The organism is Mycolicibacterium sp. XJ1819 (assembly GCF_053483675.1).
The window spans coordinates 69918-89359 of the sequence record NZ_JBEFST010000014.1; the positions used below are offsets into that span (position 1 = coordinate 69918).

The 19442-nt window shown below is 67.8% G+C and carries 27 protein-coding genes; 15 read left to right on the forward strand and 12 right to left on the reverse strand.

All coding sequences use genetic code 11. From position 1 onward, the window contains the following. The first annotated feature begins 17 nt into the window (after positions 1-17). Positions 18-185: a hypothetical protein gene (locus tag ABQE89_RS16705; RefSeq protein WP_448418521.1), complete on the forward strand. Its 168-nt coding sequence runs from the start codon at positions 18-20 to the stop codon at positions 183-185. A 35-nt stretch (positions 186-220) separates the two neighbouring features. Here the strand turns inward: ABQE89_RS16705 and ABQE89_RS16710 are convergent, their stop codons facing one another. Beyond that, complete coding sequence (locus ABQE89_RS16710) at positions 221-622, reverse strand: (deoxy)nucleoside triphosphate pyrophosphohydrolase (RefSeq protein WP_448418523.1); 402 nt, start codon at positions 620-622, stop codon at positions 221-223. Positions 623-649: 27 nt separating this feature from the next. Between ABQE89_RS16710 and ABQE89_RS16715 the strand changes: the two genes are divergently transcribed. After that, a complete protein-coding gene (locus tag ABQE89_RS16715) occupies positions 650-934 on the forward strand; it encodes a 4a-hydroxytetrahydrobiopterin dehydratase (protein WP_448418525.1) in 285 nt (94 codons plus the stop codon). Here ABQE89_RS16715 and ABQE89_RS16720 read toward each other — a convergent pair. After that, the gene (locus ABQE89_RS16720) at positions 912-2111 is read right to left on the reverse strand and encodes a mannosyltransferase (protein ID WP_448418770.1); all 1200 of its coding nucleotides are present in this window, start codon (positions 2109-2111) and stop codon (positions 912-914) included. The two genes, ABQE89_RS16715 and ABQE89_RS16720, sit on opposite strands and share 23 nt — an antisense overlap. Before the next feature lie 138 nt (positions 2112-2249). Between ABQE89_RS16720 and ABQE89_RS16725 the strand changes: the two genes are divergently transcribed. Then, positions 2250-2753: a hypothetical protein gene (locus ABQE89_RS16725; RefSeq protein ID WP_448418527.1), complete on the forward strand. Its 504-nt coding sequence runs from the start codon at positions 2250-2252 to the stop codon at positions 2751-2753. A 67-nt stretch (positions 2754-2820) separates the two neighbouring features. Further along, entirely contained in the window at positions 2821-3765 is a 945-nt protein-coding gene (locus tag ABQE89_RS16730; protein ID WP_448418529.1) for an Rv1157c family protein, read from the forward strand. Positions 3766-3804: 39 nt separating this feature from the next. On the opposite strand, the gene ABQE89_RS16735 is transcribed toward ABQE89_RS16730, so the two are convergent. Then, entirely contained in the window at positions 3805-3951 is a 147-nt protein-coding gene (locus tag ABQE89_RS16735; protein WP_448418531.1) for a DUF1059 domain-containing protein, read from the reverse strand. Positions 3952-3998: 47 nt separating this feature from the next. Between ABQE89_RS16735 and ABQE89_RS16740 the strand changes: the two genes are divergently transcribed. Next, positions 3999-4667: a nitroreductase family protein gene (locus tag ABQE89_RS16740; protein WP_448418533.1), complete on the forward strand. Its 669-nt coding sequence runs from the start codon at positions 3999-4001 to the stop codon at positions 4665-4667. Between the two features lie 63 nt (positions 4668-4730). After that, positions 4731-5108 (forward strand): recombinase family protein, encoded by a 378-nt coding sequence (locus ABQE89_RS16745; protein ID WP_448418535.1) that lies wholly within the window; start codon positions 4731-4733, stop codon positions 5106-5108. Positions 5109-5114: 6 nt separating this feature from the next. Here ABQE89_RS16745 and ABQE89_RS16750 read toward each other — a convergent pair whose 3' ends face one another. After that, positions 5115-5696: an HhH-GPD-type base excision DNA repair protein gene (locus ABQE89_RS16750; protein WP_448418537.1), complete on the reverse strand. Its 582-nt coding sequence runs from the start codon at positions 5694-5696 to the stop codon at positions 5115-5117. Positions 5697-5810: 114 nt separating this feature from the next. Here ABQE89_RS16750 and ABQE89_RS16755 point away from each other — a divergent pair, with 114 nt between their 5' ends. From ABQE89_RS16755 to ABQE89_RS16765, 3 genes are read left to right on the forward strand one after another with little or no spacing between them, the layout of a single operon-like run. Next, on the forward strand, positions 5811-6161 hold the full coding sequence (locus tag ABQE89_RS16755) for a DUF485 domain-containing protein (RefSeq protein WP_448418539.1): 351 nt from the start codon (positions 5811-5813) through the stop codon (positions 6159-6161). Further along, positions 6158-7795, forward strand: a complete 1638-nt coding sequence (locus ABQE89_RS16760) for a monocarboxylic acid transporter (protein ID WP_448418541.1) — start codon at positions 6158-6160, stop codon at positions 7793-7795. Before ABQE89_RS16755 ends, ABQE89_RS16760 begins: the two co-directional genes overlap by 4 nt. Before the next feature lie 41 nt (positions 7796-7836). Then, positions 7837-9033 (forward strand): MFS transporter, encoded by a 1197-nt coding sequence (locus ABQE89_RS16765; RefSeq protein ID WP_448418543.1) that lies wholly within the window; start codon positions 7837-7839, stop codon positions 9031-9033. Here the strand turns inward: ABQE89_RS16765 and ABQE89_RS16770 are convergent. Both ABQE89_RS16770 and ABQE89_RS16775 read right to left on the reverse strand, forming a co-directional pair. Then, positions 9030-9200 carry a DUF5302 domain-containing protein gene (locus tag ABQE89_RS16770; RefSeq protein WP_448418545.1) on the reverse strand — a complete coding sequence of 57 codons (171 nt, stop codon included), beginning with the start codon at positions 9198-9200 and terminating at the stop codon, positions 9030-9032. The two genes, ABQE89_RS16765 and ABQE89_RS16770, sit on opposite strands and share 4 nt — an antisense overlap. A gap of 41 nt (positions 9201-9241) precedes the next feature. Next, positions 9242-9685, reverse strand: coding sequence for a PPOX class F420-dependent oxidoreductase (locus ABQE89_RS16775; RefSeq protein ID WP_448418547.1), 444 nt, complete (start codon positions 9683-9685; stop codon positions 9242-9244). A 31-nt stretch (positions 9686-9716) separates the two neighbouring features. Between ABQE89_RS16775 and ABQE89_RS16780 the strand changes: the two genes are divergently transcribed. From ABQE89_RS16780 to ABQE89_RS16790, 3 genes are read left to right on the forward strand one after another with little or no spacing between them, the layout of a single operon-like run. Next, complete coding sequence (locus ABQE89_RS16780; RefSeq protein ID WP_448418549.1) at positions 9717-10562, forward strand: class I SAM-dependent methyltransferase; 846 nt, start codon at positions 9717-9719, stop codon at positions 10560-10562. Continuing rightward, positions 10559-11080 (forward strand): DUF1697 domain-containing protein, encoded by a 522-nt coding sequence (locus ABQE89_RS16785; protein WP_448418551.1) that lies wholly within the window; start codon positions 10559-10561, stop codon positions 11078-11080. Before ABQE89_RS16780 ends, ABQE89_RS16785 begins: the two co-directional genes overlap by 4 nt. Before the next feature lie 14 nt (positions 11081-11094). Next, a complete protein-coding gene (locus ABQE89_RS16790; protein WP_448418553.1) occupies positions 11095-11937 on the forward strand; it encodes a class I SAM-dependent methyltransferase in 843 nt (280 codons plus the stop codon). 3 nt (positions 11938-11940) lie between these two features. Here ABQE89_RS16790 and ABQE89_RS16795 read toward each other — a convergent pair whose 3' ends face one another. Further along, positions 11941-12306: an Rv1152 family transcriptional regulator gene (locus ABQE89_RS16795; RefSeq protein ID WP_448418772.1), complete on the reverse strand. Its 366-nt coding sequence runs from the start codon at positions 12304-12306 to the stop codon at positions 11941-11943. 37 nt (positions 12307-12343) lie between these two features. On the opposite strand from ABQE89_RS16795, the gene ABQE89_RS16800 reads away from it, so the two are divergent. Continuing rightward, positions 12344-13057 (forward strand): NAD-dependent deacylase, encoded by a 714-nt coding sequence (locus tag ABQE89_RS16800; RefSeq protein WP_448418555.1) that lies wholly within the window; start codon positions 12344-12346, stop codon positions 13055-13057. Between the two features lie 49 nt (positions 13058-13106). On the opposite strand, the gene ABQE89_RS16805 is transcribed toward ABQE89_RS16800, so the two are convergent. From ABQE89_RS16805 to ABQE89_RS16815, 3 genes are read right to left on the reverse strand one after another with little or no spacing between them, the layout of a single operon-like run. Beyond that, positions 13107-13739 (reverse strand): class I SAM-dependent methyltransferase, encoded by a 633-nt coding sequence (locus tag ABQE89_RS16805; RefSeq protein WP_448418557.1) that lies wholly within the window; start codon positions 13737-13739, stop codon positions 13107-13109. Then, on the reverse strand, positions 13717-14400 hold the full coding sequence (locus ABQE89_RS16810; protein ID WP_448418559.1) for a TetR/AcrR family transcriptional regulator: 684 nt from the start codon (positions 14398-14400) through the stop codon (positions 13717-13719). The genes ABQE89_RS16805 and ABQE89_RS16810 overlap by 23 nt, the downstream gene beginning before the upstream one ends. Next, on the reverse strand, positions 14397-16658 hold the full coding sequence (locus ABQE89_RS16815; protein WP_448418561.1) for an MMPL family transporter: 2262 nt from the start codon (positions 16656-16658) through the stop codon (positions 14397-14399). The genes ABQE89_RS16810 and ABQE89_RS16815 overlap by 4 nt, the downstream gene beginning before the upstream one ends. A 156-nt stretch (positions 16659-16814) precedes the next feature. Between ABQE89_RS16815 and ABQE89_RS16820 the strand changes: the two genes are divergently transcribed. Together ABQE89_RS16820 and ABQE89_RS16825 are read left to right on the forward strand one after the other, a co-directional pair. Continuing rightward, on the forward strand, positions 16815-17369 hold the full coding sequence (locus ABQE89_RS16820) for a DoxX family protein (protein WP_448418563.1): 555 nt from the start codon (positions 16815-16817) through the stop codon (positions 17367-17369). 106 nt (positions 17370-17475) lie between these two features. Next, positions 17476-17607, forward strand: coding sequence for a hypothetical protein (locus tag ABQE89_RS16825; protein ID WP_448418565.1), 132 nt, complete (start codon positions 17476-17478; stop codon positions 17605-17607). A gap of 77 nt (positions 17608-17684) precedes the next feature. On the opposite strand, the gene ABQE89_RS16830 is transcribed toward ABQE89_RS16825, so the two are convergent. Both ABQE89_RS16830 and ABQE89_RS16835 read right to left on the reverse strand, forming a co-directional pair. Continuing rightward, the gene (locus tag ABQE89_RS16830; RefSeq protein WP_448418567.1) at positions 17685-18683 is read right to left on the reverse strand and encodes an NAD(P)H-dependent flavin oxidoreductase; all 999 of its coding nucleotides are present in this window, start codon (positions 18681-18683) and stop codon (positions 17685-17687) included. Further along, a complete protein-coding gene (locus tag ABQE89_RS16835) occupies positions 18680-19432 on the reverse strand; it encodes a 3-hydroxyacyl-CoA dehydrogenase (protein WP_448418569.1) in 753 nt (250 codons plus the stop codon). The genes ABQE89_RS16830 and ABQE89_RS16835 overlap by 4 nt, the downstream gene beginning before the upstream one ends. Positions 19433-19442: the final 10 nt, after the last annotated feature.

Consider the following 19442-nt stretch of genomic DNA (forward strand, 5'->3'; position numbering starts at 1 on the left):
CGAGAGATTTCTGTCACTTGAAGCCCGCCAAGCTCGCCGACCTCGAACCGAAGAAGAAGTGCTGCCGCAGTTCGCCGCGATGCAAGCGCTGTCCGGTCGTCGTGGCCAAGGTCCGAAAGGCCGAACGGCACGGGGTGCGCGGCAAGCAATTGATGAAGGTGTACAAGCGAGCGCGTCGCGGGTGAGCCCGAGTTCGGCTGTGGCGACGGGTGTTTGACGACTAACCGGCGAGAGCCTGTCTGAGTTCGGCTAGCCAGGTGCGGTCGGCGGGCACCCAGGCCAGGCCGTCGAGGTCGTCGACGGTGATCCACCGCAGCGCCCGGTGGTCATGCGGATGCAACGTGCCTCCGAGCAGCGTGACGAGGTAGGCGCGCAAGGTGGTCGTCGCGCTCAGCGCGACGTCGGCGCCCAGGCGGGAACCGACGGTCACCGCCACGCCGAGTTCCTCTTTGAGCTCGCGCGCCAGCGCGGCCTCGTCGCTTTCGCCCGCGGCGACCTTACCGCCGGGCAACTCCCAGAGGCCGGCCAATTCCGGCGGCCGGGACCGCTGGGCCACCAGCAGCGAGCCCTCGGAGATCAGCGCCCCCGCGACGACGATCTGGTTCGACTTCTCGTTTGACACTGCGGCTGACGGTATACCGTCGAACGTATGGCTGTGTTAACGGACGACCAAGTAGACGCCGCACTGCCCGACCTTCCCGGCTGGGAACGCGCCGAGGGCGCGCTGCGCCGCTCGATCAAATTTTCGGCCTTCCTCGACGGTATCGACGCCGTGCGAAGGGTCGGCGAGAAGGCCGAGGAGAAAGACCATCACCCTGACATCGACATCCGCTGGCGGACAGTGACATTCGCATTGGTAACGCACTCCGAGGGCGGTATCACCGACAAGGACGTCGAGATGGCCAAGGAGATCAACGCGATCGTCGACCAGTAGCGGCGATCCACCCCAGCGTGACCAACGTCGCGACGATGTAGACCAACCCCGCCCACGCCAGATACCACGGTCGGTCGATGTCCCAGATCGTCGGCTGGGCGAAGCTCAACAGCCACGGCACCCCGATGAGCGTCAACACCAGCCATCCCCAGCCCAGCACGCGCGCACCCAACCGTTCTCGCAACGGCCCGTGCAGCAGCCAGATCATCAGCGGAATCAACCAGACCCAGTGATGCGTCCAGGAGATCGGCGAGAGCAGCAGCCCGAACAACTTCACGACCACGATCGCACCCAGCCGGTCTGCGGCGCCACCGATCGCCCGCCACGCCAGCCACGCCAGCAGCGCGGTCACCGCGATCGCGGCTACCACCAACGGCCCGTATCCCGCGTCGTATCCGAGAATCCGGGAGATCGCGCCGCGCCATGACTGGTTGAACGACGTGCCGATCGGTCCGACCCGGTCGGCGTCACCGAGCAATTCGGTGAAGTAGTAACGGGTTTCACCCCTGATCAGCAACGCGGAGAACGCCACGGTGGCGAAGAACACGACGGCAGAGAACACCGCGGTGCCCCACCGCCTGGCGCCGACGAAGTACAGCCCCGACACCGCCGGCGTCAGCTTCACCCCGGCGGCAAGACCGATCAGCAGACCCGACAACCACCATCGCGTGCTGTACACGGCGTAGAGCACCGCGAGCACCAGCAGGACGTTGATCTGCCCGTAGTCGAACGTGCTGCGCAGCGGTTCGATCCAGATCCCGACCGCGGTCCACAGCATGGCGGTGCCGCGTCCGCCTGCGCCCAGCAGTCGCTGGCTCATCCGCACCACGCCGTAGAGGGCCGCGACGATGCCCAACTGCCACACGAACGCGACCAGGTCGAACGGCAGCAGGTGCAGCGGATAGAACACCACGGCCGCGAACGGCGGATAGGTGAACGGCAGCGGAAAGTCAGGCGTCTGATCGGCGTAGACGTAGTCGTACAAGGCCCCGGGGCCGGCCAGCGTTCCGGCACCGCCGACGTAGACGTGCAGGTCGACGAAGTTGGCGCCGTTGGGCACGAAGTACGTCCACGCCAGCCGCACGGCGACGCTGACGATCAGCACGACCGGGGCCGCGGCGGCCAGCCCAACGGGCCGGCGCCGGGCGGTCGAGACGGCGGCGGTCGAGGTGTCGATTCCTCCGACTCTACGGTCCGGTCACCAAAACCCTTCGCATCCGTAACGGTTGAATAACCGCCACACGTGTCACTTGAGTAACACCAGTAACGCCGTAGCTTCGGGCGCAGGCGTGCCAACAAACGGATTGGGAGAACAATGCACAGCACCGGAAAACTGTTCGCAACCACGATGATCGCCGCTGCAGGGGCGGTCTCGGCCGCACTGGCGCTCAGCGCCACCGCAGGTGCTCAACCGGCGCCGACACCGCCCGCCCCGGCCGTGCCGGGCCTGCCATTCCTTCAGCAGTTGGCGAACCCCGCCGCGGCCACCCAGTTGATGCAGGGCGTGACGACGTTGCTCGGCAGCGCTCAGACTCCCGCCGCGCCGGCCACCCCGCCGCCCAGCGCCACCGCGTCGGTCACCCTTCCGCAGCCGTCGTCACTTCCCGGGGCGGCCGCGCCGCTGAACACGCCGGCGACCACGGCTCCGGCGACCACGCCGCAGAACGTGCTGTCGGGGCTGCCCACCGGGCTCGCGTCGCTGATGCCCCAGGGGCTGCCGTTGTCGGGGCTGCTGCCCTCGGCGCCGGCGACGACGCCGGCAGCGCCGGTGGCGACCGCTCCCGCGCCGGTGTTCTCACCGCTTTCTGCGTTGCCCTGATCGTTGGGCATACCGGCGGACGACATCGACCATCACTGACCAACCACAACCACGCATTGGGGTAGACATGTCAACTCGGACGATGCTCGCCACCGCCGCCGTCGCGGTCGGCTCCTCGGTCACGCTGCTGTTCGGCGGCGTGTCCGGGGTCGCCCAAGCCCAGCCCGCGCCGCCCTCGCCGATCGACGGGCTGCAGGCACCGGGACTGTCGGCGGTGCAGAACCTTGCCCCCGTCATCCAGCAGGCGGCCTCGGACCCGACGAACGCCGCGTCGTCGCTGATGGCCGCCGCCGCGGTGTTCGCCGGTGACGCCGTGGCACCGCCGGAGTCCCGCAATGTGGCCACCGCGGTCAACCAGATCGCCGCCGCACACGTGCCTGCGCCCGGTGCGGTGCCGGGCACGCAGGCGCACCTCCCCGCAGGCATCAACCCGGCACACGCCGTGGGGCCGGCGCCGGAGGCTGCCGAGGCGATCCCGGCTCCCCCGCCGGCGCCCGAGGCCGCTCCCGTCGACGCCCCGGCCCCCGCACCCGAGGCGGCACCGGCCCCCGCACCGGCCCCGCCGGCCCCCGAGGGTGCGCCCGGCCCGGCGTTCGGCCCCGACGCCCCGCCGACGCAGGACTTCATGTACCCGTCGATCAGCAACGGGTGCCTGGTGGACGGTGGAAACGTGCTCGCGACAGCGATTTCGGTGGCCGGGCCCGCCAAGATCCCGACTCCCGGGCCGGGCCCGGGCCAGACCGCCTACGTGTTCACCGCGATCGGCACCCCCGGACCCGCGGCCGAGCAGGCGTTGCCGTTGAACGTCACCTGGGTCAACCTGAGCACCGGCAAATCGGGCAGCGCCACACTCAAGCCGCGCTCCGACATCAACCCGGAGGGGCCGACGACGCTGACCGCGATCGTCGACACCGGTTCGGGCAGCATCATCTCGACGATCTTCGGCGGGGTCACCACCACTGACAAGCAGTGTCAGTTCATGCCGACCATCGGCTCGACCGTCGTTCCGTAGTTCGCCACCGTCTTTTTCCGCGGCTTCCGCGGAAAAGGGTCAGTAGGCCATGAAGAGGATGGCGTCCCGGTCGTACTCGCGGCCGGGGTGCTTTTCGGTCAGGTGCACCTGGGCCTTCTCCACCAGGTCGTCCTCGTTCTCGCCGACGATCGACTCGCCACAGGGACAGTTCAGGTGTGTTTTCATGCCATCACCTTGGCATACGTCGCTTCGATAGTCGTCAGGATGTAGCCATGGATCTGTCCAACGTCATGCGCACCACCTTCGCCGCCCGCGAATTCACCGGCGAGCCCGTGTCCGATGCCGCGCTCGAGCGGATCCTCGACAACGCGCGGTTCGCCCCCAGCGGCGGCAACCGGCAGGGCAACCGCGTCATCGTCGTCCGCGACACGCAGACCCGCGAAGCGCTCATCGAATGCACCATTCCGGGCACCAAGCGCTACATCGCCCAACTGCGCAACGGCGAGAGCCCGTGGAATCCGCTGCAGCCGTGCGGTGTCGACGAGCAGACCGTCGCCGCGGTCAAGGTGCCGGACCAGTCGCCGCTGCGCGGGGCCGACGCGGTGCTGGTGGTGTGCGTCGACCTGGGCGTCGTCGCGGCGTTCGATCAGCACCTCGACCGGGTGGGCCTGATCGCGGGCGCCTCGGTCTATCCGTTCGTGTGGAACATCCTGTTGGCCGCGCGCAACGAGGGTTGCGGCGGGGTCCTGACCACCGCCGCCGTCGCCGAGGAACCCCGGGTCAAAGAGCTGCTCGGAATTCCGGACAACTACGCGGTCGCCGCGCTGCTGCCGATCGGCAAGCCCGTCAAGCAGGTCAAGAAACTCACCCGCAGACCGGTGTCGGAGATCGCCACCCTCGAACGCTTCGACGGCCGGCCGCTGTCGGTTGACGTTCGGTAACAGTTCGGCGCCCAGCCGGCCTCGACCCTTCCCCGAACGCGTCAGGCATGCGATCTTGAGCTCGTGACCTGCATGCTGGGGTACGCCACAGCAAGCTCCGCCGGACAGACACTGGACGGTCAGCTCGCGGAGCTCAACGCCGCGGGCGTGGACCCGAGGCGGGTGTTCACCGACAGGCTCTCCGAATCCGCCGACCGGATGCGCGCGGGCCTGCACGCGATGCTCAGCTACGCCCGGTCGGGCGACACCGTCGTGGTCGTCGCGCTCGATCGGCTGGGCCGCTCCACGACCGAAGTGACCCGGACCATCGCCGACCTCACCGACCGCGGGATCAGGCTGCGGGCCCTGAAGGAGGGCCTGGACACCGGCACGTCGACCGGACGCGTCGTCGCCCGGATCGTCAGGACTCTGGCGCAGTTGGACACGGCGCTCAACCGCTGAGCGAGATCACTGGGACTTGGCGGCCTTGGCCTTCGCCTTTGCTTCCTTCTTGTAGGAACGCACCTTCTCCAACGACCCGGCATCGACCACGTCGGCGACCGACATGTACGACCCGGCCTTGCCATAGTCGCCGGCGGCCTTGCGCCAACCCTGCGGGGTCACCCCGTACTGCTTTCCCAGCAGCGCGAGGAAGATCTTGGCCTTCTGCTCGCCGAAGCCGGGCAGTGCCTTGAGCCGACGAAGCACCTCAGGCCCGTCGGGGTCGCCCGCGGTCCACAGCGCTGCCGCGTCACCGCCGTACTGGTCGACCACCAGTTGCGCCAGCGCCTGGATGCGCTTGGCCATCGACCCCGGAAAGCGATGTACCGCAGGCGTTTTCGAGCACAACTCGGCGAACTTCTCCGGGTCGTAGTCGGCGATCACCCCGGGGTCCAGACCGCCGATGCGGTCGGCGATCTTCTTCGGCCCGGCAAAGGCCGCCTCCATCGGGTATTGCTGGTCGAGCAGCATCCCGATCAGCAATGCGAACGGATTTGCCTCCAGCAACGCATCGGCTTCCGGATCCTGGACCAACTGCAGTTTCGCCACGAACCCAGTCTAGATGCGACGTTTGGTCTCGGGGCCGTCTGGGAACCACCTGCCTGTGACGCAGGTCTCACCCCTGCGCGCGAACAATTCGGAGATCGAGGTCAGGAGTCATTCGTGTCCGAGACCGACCCCTCGTCCACCGCGACCGCCGTCAGCGGTGAACAGTATCTGGCCGTGCAGGCCAGTGCGGAGTTCCAGGAGTTACGAACCAGGCTGCGCCGCTTCGTTTTTCCGATGAGCGCGCTGTTCCTGCTGTGGTACTCCGCCTATGTCCTTCTCGGCGCGTTTGCCCACGACTTCATGGCCACCAAGGTGTGGGGCGACATCAACATCGGGCTGCTGATCGGGTTGGGACAGTTCGTGTCCACCTTCGTGATCACCGGGGTCTACGTCAGGTTCGCCACCCGTGACCTCGATCCGCACGCCGAAGCCATCCGCGCCGAACTCGAGGGACGCGCGGCATGACCGTCACCCACCTCGGCCAGGCCGCGACGACCGTCGGTAATCCCGTCGCCAACATCGGTATCTTCACGCTGTTCGTCGCCGTCACGCTCTACATCGTCATCCGCGCCAGCAAGAAGAACGCCACCGCGACGGAGTTCTTCACCGCCGGACGGGCATTCACCGGCCCGCAGAACGGCATCGCCATCTCCGGCGATTACCTCTCGGCGGCCAGTTTCCTCGGGATCGCCGGCGCCATCGCGGTCTACGGTTACGACGGGTTCCTCTACTCCATCGGCTTCCTGGTCGCGTGGCTGGTCGCGTTGCTGTTGGTGGCCGAACTACTGCGCAACGCAGGCAAATTCACGATGGCCGACGTGCTGAGCTTCCGGCTCAACCAGCGACCGGTCCGATTGGCCGCCGCCACCACCACGCTGGCCGTCTGCCTGTTCTACCTGTTGGCGCAGATGGCCGGCGCCGGCGGGCTGGTCGCACTGCTGCTCGACGTCTCCGGAGATCTGGGCCAGGCGGTGGTCATCGCGGTCGTCGGCCTGCTGATGATCCTCTATGTGCTGATCGGCGGGATGAAGGGCACGACGTGGGTGCAGATCATCAAGGCGGTGTTGCTCATCGGCGGAGCGGCGATGATGACGGTGATGGTGCTCGCCCAGTTCGGGCTGAACTTCTCCGAGATCCTCGGCGCGGCCCAGACCGCGGTCAGCGGGTCGAGCAACGAGACGGTCGCCGCCCGCGACGTGCTCGCGCCGGGCGCGCAGTACGGCGCCTCGCTGTCGTCGCAACTCAACTTCATCTCGCTGGCGCTGGCGCTGGTGCTCGGCACCGCGGGACTGCCGCACGTGCTGATGCGCTTCTACACGGTGCCCTCCGCGAAGGAGGCCCGCCGTTCGGTGGTGTGGGCGATCGTGCTCATCGGGGCGTTCTACCTGTTCACCCTGGCGCTGGGCTACGGCGCCGCGGCGCTGGTCGGCCCCGACGCCATCCTGGCGGCGCCGGGCGCACAGAACTCGGCCGCGCCCCTGCTGGCCTTCGAACTGGGCGGGGTGATCCTGCTCGGCGTCATCTCGGCGGTCGCGTTCGCCACGATCCTCGCGGTGGTCGCCGGTCTGACGATCACGGCCGCGACGTCGTTCGCCCACGACATCTACGCCAGCGTGCTCAAAAGCGACCGGGTGCCCGAGGCCGAGCAGGTGCGGGTCTCTCGCCTCACCGTGGTGGTGCTCGGCGTGCTCAGCATCGCCCTCGGCGTGCTGGCCGCCGAACAGAACATCGCGTTCCTGGTGGCGCTGGCCTTCGCGATCGCGGCCGCCGCCAACCTGCCGACGATCCTGTATTCGCTGTACTGGCCGCGATTCAACACCCGCGGCGCGTTGTGGAGCATGTACGGCGGCCTGATCTCGACGATCCTGCTGATCGTGTTCTCCCCCGCGGTCTCCGGCGCCAAGACCGCGATGCTGCCAGACGTCGACTTCGCGTGGTTTTCGCTGGCCAACCCCGGCATCGTGTCGATTCCGCTGGCGTTTCTGCTCGGCATCGTCGGCACGCTGAGCTCACCCGACCGTGGCGATCCGCGCGTCAACGCGGAATTCGAGGTGCGCACGTTGACCGGGGTGGGCGCCGAGAAGGCGGTCGGCCGCTGAGGCGCGGGCCGGCCGCGGGATTACCCCGCGCGCCGCGGCAGTTGAACCGACGCGTGACCTCACGTTTCGCCTTTGCGCTGCTGGCGTACGCGTTCGCCGCAATCATGCTCGGCACCACCATGCCGACCCCGATGTACGCCTTGTACGCCGACCAGATGCAGTTCGACGTGCTGACCACCACCGTGATCTACGCGATGTACGCCGGCGGGGTGCTGTTCGCGCTGCTGGTGTTCGGCCGGTGGTCGGACGTGATCGGTCGCCGGCCGGTGCTGGCGGCCGGTGTGCTGGCGGCGCTGGCCAGCGCGGTGGTCTTCCTGATGGCGGATTCGGTACCGCTGCTGTTCGTGGGCCGAGTGCTGTCGGGCCTGTCGGCGGGCCTGTTCACCGGGACCGCCACCGCGGCGGTGATCGAGGCGGCCCCGCCCGCCTGGCGCGGCCGGGCGGCCGCGGTCGCGACCGTGGCCAACATCGGCGGCCTGGGCGCCGGGCCGATGGTGGCCGGGGTGCTGGTGCAGTACGCCCCGCACCCGTTGCATCTGAGCTTCGTGGTGCACATCGTGCTGGCTGCGCTGGCGGGCGTCGCGGTGGCGCTCGCACCGGAAACCTCGGCACGCTCCGGGCGCCTCGGGGTGCAACGGCTGTCGGTGCCCGCCGAGGTGCGCGTGGTGTTCGTCATCGCCGCGCTCGCGGCGTTCGCGGGTTTCGCGGTGACCGGCCTGTTCATGGCCGTCGCACCGGCCTTCGTGGCCGAGGTCGTCGGCATCGACAACCACGCCGTGGCCGGCGTGGTCGCCGGCTCCATCTTTGCCGCCTCGGTGGTGGCGCAGATCGCTGCCGGCCGCTCGGAACCGTATCGGGCGGTGGCGGTCGGCTGCGCCATCCTGGTCGCCGGCATGGTCATTCTGGCTTTCGCCCTTGGCTTCTCGTCGCTGACCGGGCTGATCGCGGCCGCGATCGTTGCGGGTATCGGGCACGGCATCACGTTCAGCCGCGGTCTTGCCGCCGTCGCCGAGCGAACACCGGCTGACCGCCGCGCCGAGGTGAATTCGACCTACTTCGTCGTCGGATACGTGGCGATCTCGCTGCCCGTGGTCGGCGAGGGACTCGCGGCCCAGGCGTGGGGATTACGCACGGCCGGTGTGATTTTCGCGGTCGCTGTCGCCGTGCTCGCGGGCGTGTGTCTGGCGGCGATCCTGGTGCGCGAGGCGCGCGAGACGCGCGAAGCGCCGGTCGGTTAACCGCTCTTGCGGCGGAACTCGCGGCGGTGCTCGACGGGTCCGTGCGCCCGGGGTTGTTTGTCTCCGCCGTCCTTGTGGTCACCGGCACCGGCGGCGGCCTTGGCGTTCTTCCGCTCCAGCGCTTCCCGGAACTTGCGCTTGGTGTCGTCTTCCGGTTCATCGGCCATGTGCGAAGCCTAGCCTGGTCAGATCCGCGGTGTCGCGCCCTTTACCGCTTGCCCGGCGGCATGCCGTAAACGTGCGAGATCGGCAGCGTCATCAACACGCGGCGCTCGTCGACCATGGCCTGGCGATACTCGTCCCAATCGGGATGCTCCCCGGCGATATTGCGGTACAACGCAATCAACCCCGCCACCGTGTCGTCGTCGGGTGACGCGGCGGGCGCAGTGAGCACGGCGTCCCCCTCGGCCACCGCGTAGGCCCAGCCGTCGTCGGAGCTGACGTGGATGGACGCCCGCGGGTCGCGGCGCAGATTGCGGGTCTTGGCCCTCGGCTCGGTGATCGACACCTGAATCGTTTGCTGACGCGGGTCGAAGTGGTAGGACACATTGGACAACTGCGGTCGCCCGTCGCGCTTGATGGTGGCCAACACCCCCAACGAGTTACCACTGATCACTGCCAACAGCTTGTCGTCGAAGACGTCGCGACCCATGAGACGAGCCTACGTCTCTACCATCGATTCGGTGACGCGGCTTTCTGGATCTTTTACGATCGACGGCGATGTTCTCGACGGCGTCTCGGCCACCACGCTGTGGACGTTGCGCAACCGGGCCAGCGAGGCCAAACGCTCCGACGGCGTGATCCGCGACCCGTGGGCAATCACGCTGTTCGACACGATCCGATACGACTACGCCAAGTTCGGCAGACCCAACCAATCGCACGCCCTGCGCGCGCTGGCATTCGACGGCGCCGCGCGGGCCTATCTGTCCGCGCATCCCAAGGCGTCGGTGGTGGCGCTGGCCGAGGGTCTGCAGACCAGCTTCTGGCGCCTCGAGCGCGACGGTGTCGCGGACGAATTGACCTGGTACTCCGTCGATCTGCCGCCGGTGATGGCGCTGCGCGAACAGCTGCTGCCTCGCGACGACCGGATCGTCGCACTGGCCCAGTCGGCACTGGATCGCAGTTGGCTGGACCGCGTCGATGACACCCACGGTGTGTTCATCACCGCTGAGGGGCTGTTGATGTATCTGCCACCCGAGGATGCGCTCGGGCTGATCCGGGACTGCGCGGCCCGCTTCCCGACCGGCCAGATGATGTTCGACTCCATTCCGCGGTGGCTGCGCGAACGCACGCTCAAGGGTCGCCTGAAGCTCTCCAGAAGCTACGTCACCCCGCCGATGCCGTTCGCACTCAGCGCCGATGAGGGCCTCGCCCTCGCCGAGGACATCCCCGGTGTGCGCGCCGCCCGCGACATCGTCCTGCCGCCGGGTCGCGGCCTGTGGAAGTTGGCTGCCTCCCCCACCATCGACCGCATCGGCTTCCATCGGCGGCGCCGGCCCAGTATCACGCTGTTGGAGTTCGGCTCGTGACCCGCTACGCCGCCTTCCTGCGCGGCGTCAACGTCGGCGGCGTCAACCTCAAGATGGCCGAGGTGGCCACCGCCCTCGAGCGTGCCGGATTCACCAATGTGAGAACGATTCTCGCCAGCGGCAACGTTGTGCTGGACAGCCGCGCCGGGCCCGATGCGGTGCGCCGCAAGGCCGAAAAGACGCTGCGCGACGCGTTCGGCTACGACGCCTGGGTGCTGGCCTACCCGATCGACACGGTGGCGACGATCTCTGCCGCGTACCCGTTCGCGCGCGAGGTCGAGGGCCACCACTCCTACGTGACATTCGTGTCCGACGAGGATGTGCTCGACGAGCTCGCCGCGCTGGCGAACAACGCCGGTCCCGGCGAGAAGATCCAGCGCGGAGACGGGGTCGTCTACTGGCAGGTGCCGAAAGCCGCGACCCTGGACTCCGCCATGGGCAAGACGATGGGCAAGAAGCGCTACAAGTCGTCGACGACCACCCGCAACCTGCGCACACTCGACAAGTTGTTGCGGTAGGTAGATTCACCTACGTGAGTTCCACACCGACCGCCAAGGCCGACGGCACCGTGCTGACCGGCGTGTCAGAAACCGCGCTGATGACCCTGCAGGTACGGGCGAACGAGGCCCGTCGACCCGACCGCATCATCGATGACCCGATGGCCGTCGAGTTGGTCGACGCCATCGACTTCGACTGGGCGAAATTCGGCATGAGCAGACGCCAGGACATGGCGGTGCGGGCGCTGGCCTTCGACAAGCAGACCCGCCGCTATCTCGCCGACCATCCGAAGGCGACGGTGGTGGCGCTCGCCGAAGGACTGCAGACCAGTTTCCACCGCCTCGACGCCTCCGACGCGGGACACGAATTCCGTTGGCTCACCGTCGACTTGCCGCCGATGGTCGCCTTGCGCAGCAAGCTGCTTCCTGCGTCGGACCGTATCGACATGTGCGCTCAGTCGGCCCTGGACTACAGCTGGATGGACCGGGTCGACACCGCGCACGGGGTGTTCGTCACCGCCGAAGGGCTGCTGATGTATCTGCAACCGCAGGAGGCGCTGGGTCTGATCGCCGCGTGCGCCGAGCGGTTCCCCGGCGGCCAGATGATGTTCGACCTTCCACCGGCGTGGTTCGCCAAATCGATCAGCCGCGGCGTGCTGCGGCCGTCGCTGCGCTACCGGGTGCCGCCGATGCCGTTCAGCATGACCCCCTCGCAGCTGGCGAACCTGGTGAACGAGATTCCCGGCATCCGCGCCGTCCACGACATCGCGATCCCGCCCGGACGCGGCAAAGTGTTCAACGCGGCGGCGGCGACTTTGCAGCGACTCTCGCTGTTCGACCCGGTCCGGCCGGTGTTCACGCTGCTGGAGTTCGGCTAGCGGTCAGTCGAACGCCGCTTCGACGTAGCGCAGCGCGTCGGCTTTGCCGATGCCCAACGACTTCGCCGTCGACACGAACGCGCTGGCGGCGGTGGCCATGGTGGTGTCCGCGGGATCCACTCGGGCGACGAACGTGCCGAAGCGACCGCGGGTCTCCAGGATGCCCGCGGCCTCCAGTTCGCGATACGCGCGCGCCACGGTGTTGACGGCCAGTCCGAGTTGGCCGGCCAGTTCGCGCACGGTCGGCAATCGAGTGCCCGGCGGCAGCCGGCCGTCCCGCACCCCGTCGATGATCTGGGTTCTGAGCTGGTCGAACAGTGCAGCGGCAGCGCGCTGGTCAATGCGCACCCACTCCCCCAACTCGGCCACCCGCTCAGTATCGCCCACCAACGGTAAGTTTGGACATGTGCAGATAGCGGTCCTCAGCGGTGCGGGCATCTCGGCGGAAAGCGGGGTGCCGACGTTCCGCGATGTCGAAACGGGGCTGTGGGCCAAGGTCGATCCCTACGAGATCTCCAGCGCCGACGGTTGGCGGGCCCACCCGGAGCGGGTGTGGGCCTGGTATCTGTGGCGGCACCACATGATGCGCGCGGTGGAGCCCAACGACGGCCACCGCGCCGTGGCGGCGTGGCAGGACTACGCCGAGGTGCACGTCGTCACCCAGAACGTCGACGATCTACACGAGCGCGCCGGCAGCAAACGCGTGTATCACGTGCACGGCAGCCTTTTCGAGTTCCGTTGCGACCGTTGCGAAGCCGCCTACAGCGGCGCTGTGCCCGATATGCCCGAACCCGCGCACACCGTCGAACCGCCGCGGTGCGAATGCGGCGGCCTGATCCGGCCGAACGTGGTGTGGTTCGGCGAGGGCCTGCCCGACGATGCGTGGGAGAGCTCGGTCGAGGCGGTCACCAACGCCGACATCGTGGTGGTGGTCGGCACGTCGTCGATCGTCTACCCCGCGGCGGGCCTGCCGGAGTTGGCGCTGGCGCGCCGCACCGTCGTCATCGAGGTCAACCCCGAGCGCACCCCGCTGTCGGACACCGCCACGGTCTCGCTTCGGGAGAAGGCCGCCACCGCGCTGCCCAACCTGCTGCAACGACTGCCCACCCTGCTCAACTAGCGTTTTGTGTGCGTTCTGGTGCGCTGACCGCTCCTGAACGCACACAAAATCACGCTTTGACGGCGCGGCCGATCGCGAACTCCGCCACCGGCACCGGTGCCCATCGCGGAAGTGTCCACTCGCGCCGCGCGCCAGAGACCGCAAACCCCGCACCCACGATCGCCTGCTCGGTGTGCCGATGGGTGTGGCAGTTGCCCAGCAGCCGCGGCCACAGCGTGGCGTCGGCGATCTTCTGCAGTCGGGCGCGCGCTCCGCTACCGGCGATATGCTCCAGATAGCGCAGCTCGCCTCCGGGCCGCAGCAGTGAATGCAGTTGCCGCAGAACGCTGTCGGGCTCGTCGACCGAGCACAACACCAGCGAGCACACCACCGCGTCGAACGGTTCGGTTTCACCGAGGCTCTCGATCGTCGCGTCCTCGACGGTGACCGGCACCCGGGCGCTCAGCGCCGCGTGTCGGGCATGGCGCACCAGCTGCTGCTCGGGTTCGACGGCCACCACCTCGGTCACCGTGTCCGGGTAATGCGCGAAGTTCGTCCCCGTTCCGGCGCCGACTTCCAGCACCCGGCCGGACAGCCCGGCGAGGTTCTCGCGACGCAGCCGCTTGATCGCCTCGGTCTCGTGGCTCGACATGAACGTCCACAGCCTGGCGAAAAACGGGTTATTGACTTCGGTGTTGCCCATCGACCATTCCCTTCAACATGGCGATCGCCTCGGCCGGAGGCAGATCCGGTTCCAGTGCGCCCCGCACGATATGGCCCATACACGCCGCGCTGAGCACCCGGTCGGCGAACTCCTCGACGTCCCCCCACGGCAGATACGGTTTCGAGATCAGCAGGGCGGCGACGCCGTGGGCGGTGGACCACAGTTCGAGCGCCACGCTAGTCGAATCGCCCGCCGGGAAGATCCCGTCGGCCATCAGCGCCTCCACGGAGGTGCGCATGTGTTGGAACGCGGACGCGTTCAGTGTCAGATCGATGTCGCTGCCGGCCCGCCCTTCGCCCATCGTGGCGATCCGGTACAGCTCCGGTGTTTTCACCGCGAACCGGATGTAGGCCAGCCCCTGGGCGCGCAGCACCTCCACCGTTGTCGGCTGCACGGCGGCCGCTTCCTGCATCTCCGCGTCGAGCTTTTCGAAGTACCGCACACACACCGCGTCCAGCAGCGCGTCTTTGTCGGCGAAATGCAGATAGATCGACGGCGACGTCACCCCGACCCGCTCGGCCACCGCCCTAATCGACACCGCCTTGGCGTTGCCGGTCTCCAGCAGCAGGTCGGTGGTCGCGTCGAGGATCTCCTCACGCAGCTGTTCTCCCGATCCGCGGGGCGCGCGTCGGCGTCTCACGACGCACCGACCGTGTCTTTGCTTGGTGCGACGGCCGACTCGCGCAACCCGATGCGCTCGTGCAGCCGCGCCAACGGTCTGGGCGCCCACCAGTTCCACCGGCCCAGCACATGCATGAACGCGGGCACCAGCGCCATGCGCACCAGCGTCGCGTCTGCGAGCACCGCCAGCGTGAGACCCACGCCGAACATTCGCATGAACGCCACCTGCGCGGCGATCAGCGCGGCAAACGAGATCGACATCACCAGCGCCGCCGCGGTCACCACCCGGCCCGTCCTGGCCAGGCCGAGTGCGACGCTCTCGTCGTTGCGCTCGCGGGGCGAAAGATCTTCACCCGCCAATTTCAGCCAGTATTCCCGGATCCTCGACACCAGGAACACTTCGTAATCCATCGACAGCCCGAAGGCGATGCAGAACAACAGCACCGGCATGTTGGCCACCAGAGTTCCGGTGGGCGTGGTGCCCAACGCACCCAGATGTCCGTCCTGGAAGATCCACACCAGCGCCCCGAATGCCGCGGTCAACGACAACACGTTGAGCACCAACGCCTTGAGCGGCAACACCACGCTCCCGGTGAGCAGGAACAACAGCACGAACGTGATCGCCGCGATGACCCCGAGAACCATGGGCAGACGCGAGGTGATCGCCGACGAGCTGTCCCTGTTGATCTGCGCGACGCCGGTCAGCTGCACCGGTTGTCCGGCGGGCGGGCTCACCGCGCGCAAGCCGTCCAGCTGCGCCTCGGAGGCATCCGAGAACAGCGGGGCGTCACTGGTGACGGTCAAAAAGGCGCTGCCGTCGGCCAATCCGGTCGACGCCGACGGCGCACCCACCAACCTGCCGTCGGCGAACGTCCCGCCCGGCGCCGACACCGTGCTCACGTCGGGCACCTGCGACAACGCCGCCGCGTAGCGCTCCAGGTCAGTGGGCGTGACCCCGGAGGCGTCGGGGATGACGACGGCGACGTTGCGCGCCGAGTCGACCGTGAAGTCGGCGCGAAGCTGGTCGCCGATCTGGCGGGCCGATGCCGACTGCGGAAGAACCCGGTCGTCGGGGAAGCCCCACTTGGCTCCGAGGAACGGCGCACCGAGCACCATCAGCAGCGCGACGATGCCGAAACCGATCGGAATTGCCCGGCGCATAACGGATTTCGTACAGCGATACCAGAACGTCTGCTCGACGGGCTTTCGCACCGGTTCGGGCCTGCCGAGAATGCGCCTGCCCAGGCGGCGGACGTCCAGTGAGTCCAGGCGCTCGCCGAGCAGCACGATCGCCGCAGGCGCCACCACGATCGCCGCCACCGCCGCGAACGTCACCACCGCGATGCCCGCGTAGGCGAAGGACTTCAGGAAGTACATCGGGAACAGCACCATCGCCACCATCGACAGGGCAACCGTCAACGCCGAGAACAGTACGGTGCGCCCGGCGGTCACCATGGTGTGCACCAGCGCTCGGTCACGGTCAGCCCCGTCGGCGAGTTCGTCGCGATATCGGCTGATGATCAGCAGCGTGTAGTCGATGGCGAGCGCCAAGCCGAGCGCGACGGTGAGGTTGAGCGCGAAGATCGAGACGTCGGTGACGAACGTGACCGCACGCAGCACCGCCATCGATCCCAGGATCGCGAAGCCGCCGACGGCCAGCGGCAGCGCCGCCGCGAGCAGACCGCCGAACACCCACACCAGCACCACGAAGCTCAGCGGTATCGCGATGGCTTCCATGCGCAGCAGGTCGCGTTCGCTCTGCCCGTTGATCTGGACGTAGGTCATCGCCTCACCGCCGGCGCGCACGGTCACGCCGTCGCGGTCGCGCACCAAACGGTCCGTCAACTCCTTGGCGTGCTTCTGCGCGCCGCTTTCGCCGCCGGTGATCCCCGCGACGATGAGCCCGGTCCGGCCGTCCTCGCTGAGCAGCGCGGGCGTGGCCGTAGCGGGTGCGGTCCACGCGGACACGACCTGCGCCACGTGCGGCGACGCCTGCAGCTGGGTGGCGATGTCGGTACCGACGGCGTGCGCCGCAGGTGCCTGCGCCCCCTGGTCGGAGCTGACGCTGATGATCAACTCCATGTCGCCTTGACCGAACTTGTCGACGAGCAACTGGTTGGCCTGCGCCGACTCCGACGTGGGGTCTTGAAATCCACCCGCGGACAGATACTTGGCCACGGGGATGCCGAAGATTCCGCAGGTCACCATGACCAACGCGGCGACGGCGACGATGCGTCGGGGCGCCGCGATGGCCAGGTGTGCGAATCGTTGCAGCATGCCGCGGCCTTCCGCTCGCAGTGAGATAGCGACGGTAACTTAACAGTGGTAAGTCAGGGTGGTCAACGCCTCCCTCCGGAACACGGTTGAAGTACCCGCGGCGTTCACTGCGATTCGCCGCGATGAGTTCCGCGCTCTCTGGTAGTCGTAATCGGCATGACAATCTCGGACGAGACCGCCACCAGCACCTCGCGCAACTCCGTTGGCAACACCGCCGCCGACGTCGGCCTGCTGATCCTGCGCATCGGGGTCGGGGCGGCGATCCTTCAGGCCGGTCTGATCAAGGTCTTCGACTTCAGCGCCACGGTCGGCTTCATGGAGGCCGCGGGGTGGCGCCTGCCCGGGTTGGCCGCCTTCATGGTGACCACCGCCGAGACCCTCGGCGGTCTGGGGTTGATCCTGGGCGCGCTGACTCCGTTGGCGGCTGCAGCGGTGCTCGCGGCGATGGTCGACGCGTGGGCGGTCAACGTGTCTGCCGCGGCGTTCTGGTCCGAGCCGTTCAACGTGCCGTTCCTGATCGGCATCGGCGCTGCGGCCATGCTGTTCCTCGGCGCCGGCGCCTACTCGCTGGACGCAAAGGTGCTGGGTAGGACGGCGTGGCCGGTGCGTGTCGCGGTGGGATTGCTCATCGTGGCCGTCGCCGCCGCGATCGTGACCTGGGTGGCGCTGCTGGGCGCTAACCCGATCCACTTCACCGCGCCTGCGGGCTGAGCGCTACCGCCCGTCGGCCACAAACCTTACTCCGGGGTAATAATTGCCACGATATTCCGAATCGTGACTCAATGATTCCTTAATAGTGATCCCTACTGTCGAGTACATGTGGATCGACGACACCAGTGCTGATGTCATCAAGATTGACTTCGAGGCGCTTTACCACGGCGATGTCCTGGTAGAGGGCGACACCTCCGAGCAACTCGAGGACGATCAGCCGCTACGCACCGCGGTGTAAGCAAAACGCGCGCCCGAAGGCGCGCGTTTCCGCCGTACCTGTTTGCCCCAATGTGGGCATGTTCCGTTGATTTCCGCTCAGGCGACGTTTTCCTCTTCGTCGACCTCGACCATGCCGCTCAGCCTGTCGGTGATGATCTCCTCGGCCTCGGCGACGATCCGCGACACCAACTCGCCGCAGGTCGGGATGTCGTTGATCAGCCCCATCGAGGTGCCCACCGACCAGATACCCGCGTCCAGGTCGCCGGTCTCGTAGACCTTGTTGCCCCGCACGCCGGCGACCAGATCCTTGACGTCGGGGAACTGACCGCCGCGGTTGAGGATTTCCACCACTTCCTGCGACACCGCGTTGCGCGCCACCCGGGCGGTGTTGCGCAGTGGACGGAAGATCAGATCGGTGTCGAGTTCGGTGCCCGCCACGATCGCTTCCTTGACGTTCTGATGAATCGCCGACTCGACGGTGCACATGAACCGGCTGCCCATGTTGATGCCGTCGGCGCCCAGCGCCAGCGCGGCCACCAGACCGCGCCCGTCGGCGAAACCGCCCGAGGCGATCATCGGAATGTCGATCTTGGTGGCCGCCGCCGGGATCAACACCAGGCCCGGGATGTCGTCCTCACCGGGATGCCCGGCGCATTCGAACCCGTCGATGCTGATGCCGTCCACGCCGAGGCTCTGCGCCTTGACCGCATGCCGCACCGAGGTGCACTTGTGCAGCACCTTGATCCCGTTCTCGTGGAACATCGGCAGATGCGGCGCCGGGTTGGAGCCCGCGGTCTCGACGATCTTGATGCCCGAGTCGACGATCACCTGGCGGTACTCGTCATAGGGCGGCGGGTTGATCGTCGGCAGGATCGTCAGGTTCACCCCGAACGGCTTGTCGGTCATCTCGCGACACCGGGCGATCTCCTTGGCCAGATCCGCCGGCGTCGGCTGCGTCAGCGCCGTGATGAAACCCAGTGCGCCCGCATTGGCCACCGCCGCAACCAGTTCCGCGCGGCCGACCCACTGCATCCCACCCTGCACGATGGGATGCTCGATGCCGAAGGTCTCGGTGAACTTCGTGTTGATTGTCATCGGGGGGCCATCCGGATCGCTCCGTCGAGGCGGATCACCTCACCGTTGAGCATCGCGTTCTCCACGATGTGCACCGCGAGCGCGCCGTATTCGTCGGGGTCGCCGAGGCGGGCCGGATGCGGCACCTGCTTGCCCAGCGACTGCTGCGCCTCCTCGGGCAGCGAGCCCAGCAGCGGCGTCTTGAACAGACCCGGCGCGATGGTGACCACGCGGATCAACTCACGCGACAGATCGCGGGCGATCGGCAGGGTCATGCCGACCACACCGCCCTTGGACGCCGAGTACGCGGCCTGACCGATCTGGCCCTCGAACGCCGCGACCGACGCGGTGTTGATGATGACGCCACGCTCCCCGTTGATCGGCTCGGCCTTGGCGATGCGCTCGGCCGACAGCCGGAGCACGTTGAAGGTGCCGATCAGGTTGACCTCGATGACCTTCTTGAAGGCGTCGAGCGGGAACGCGCCGTCCTTGGACAGCGTCTTGATCGCGTTGCCGATGCCCGCGCAGTTCACGTTGATCCGCAGCGGGCCGATCTTCTCGGCGGCGTCCAGCGCCTTGGTCACCGCGTCCGGATCGGCGACGTTGGCCTCGACGAACTGCGCGCGGTCACCGAGTTGCTTGACCGCGTCCTCGCCCTTGAGGTCGATGACGACCACCGAAGCGCCTTTGTCGAGCAGACGCTTGGTGGTGGCCAGGCCCAGGCCCGATGCGCCCCCGGTGACAACGGCGACGGCGTCCTTGATCTCCACTGAAATGTGT

Coding starts and splice junctions, on each gene's coding strand:
- ABQE89_RS16715 (WP_448418525.1), top strand. CDS start 650: ATGGCTGTGTTAACGGACGACCAAGTAGACGCCGCACTGCCCGACCTT.
- ABQE89_RS16725 (WP_448418527.1), top strand. CDS start 2,250: ATGCACAGCACCGGAAAACTGTTCGCAACCACGATGATCGCCGCTGCA.
- ABQE89_RS16730 (WP_448418529.1), top strand. CDS start 2,821: ATGTCAACTCGGACGATGCTCGCCACCGCCGCCGTCGCGGTCGGCTCC.
- ABQE89_RS16735 (WP_448418531.1), bottom strand. CDS start 3,951: ATGAAAACACACCTGAACTGTCCCTGTGGCGAGTCGATCGTCGGCGAG.
- ABQE89_RS16740 (WP_448418533.1), top strand. CDS start 3,999: ATGGATCTGTCCAACGTCATGCGCACCACCTTCGCCGCCCGCGAATTC.
- ABQE89_RS16760 (WP_448418541.1), top strand. CDS start 6,158: ATGACCGTCACCCACCTCGGCCAGGCCGCGACGACCGTCGGTAATCCC.
- ABQE89_RS16770 (WP_448418545.1), bottom strand. CDS start 9,200: ATGGCCGATGAACCGGAAGACGACACCAAGCGCAAGTTCCGGGAAGCG.
- ABQE89_RS16775 (WP_448418547.1), bottom strand. CDS start 9,685: ATGGGTCGCGACGTCTTCGACGACAAGCTGTTGGCAGTGATCAGTGGT.
- ABQE89_RS16805 (WP_448418557.1), bottom strand. CDS start 13,739: ATGGGCAACACCGAAGTCAATAACCCGTTTTTCGCCAGGCTGTGGACG.
- ABQE89_RS16815 (WP_448418561.1), bottom strand. CDS start 16,658: ATGCTGCAACGATTCGCACACCTGGCCATCGCGGCGCCCCGACGCATC.
- ABQE89_RS16820 (WP_448418563.1), top strand. CDS start 16,815: ATGACAATCTCGGACGAGACCGCCACCAGCACCTCGCGCAACTCCGTT.
- ABQE89_RS16825 (WP_448418565.1), top strand. CDS start 17,476: ATGTGGATCGACGACACCAGTGCTGATGTCATCAAGATTGACTTCGAG.
- ABQE89_RS16830 (WP_448418567.1), bottom strand. CDS start 18,683: ATGACAATCAACACGAAGTTCACCGAGACCTTCGGCATCGAGCATCCC.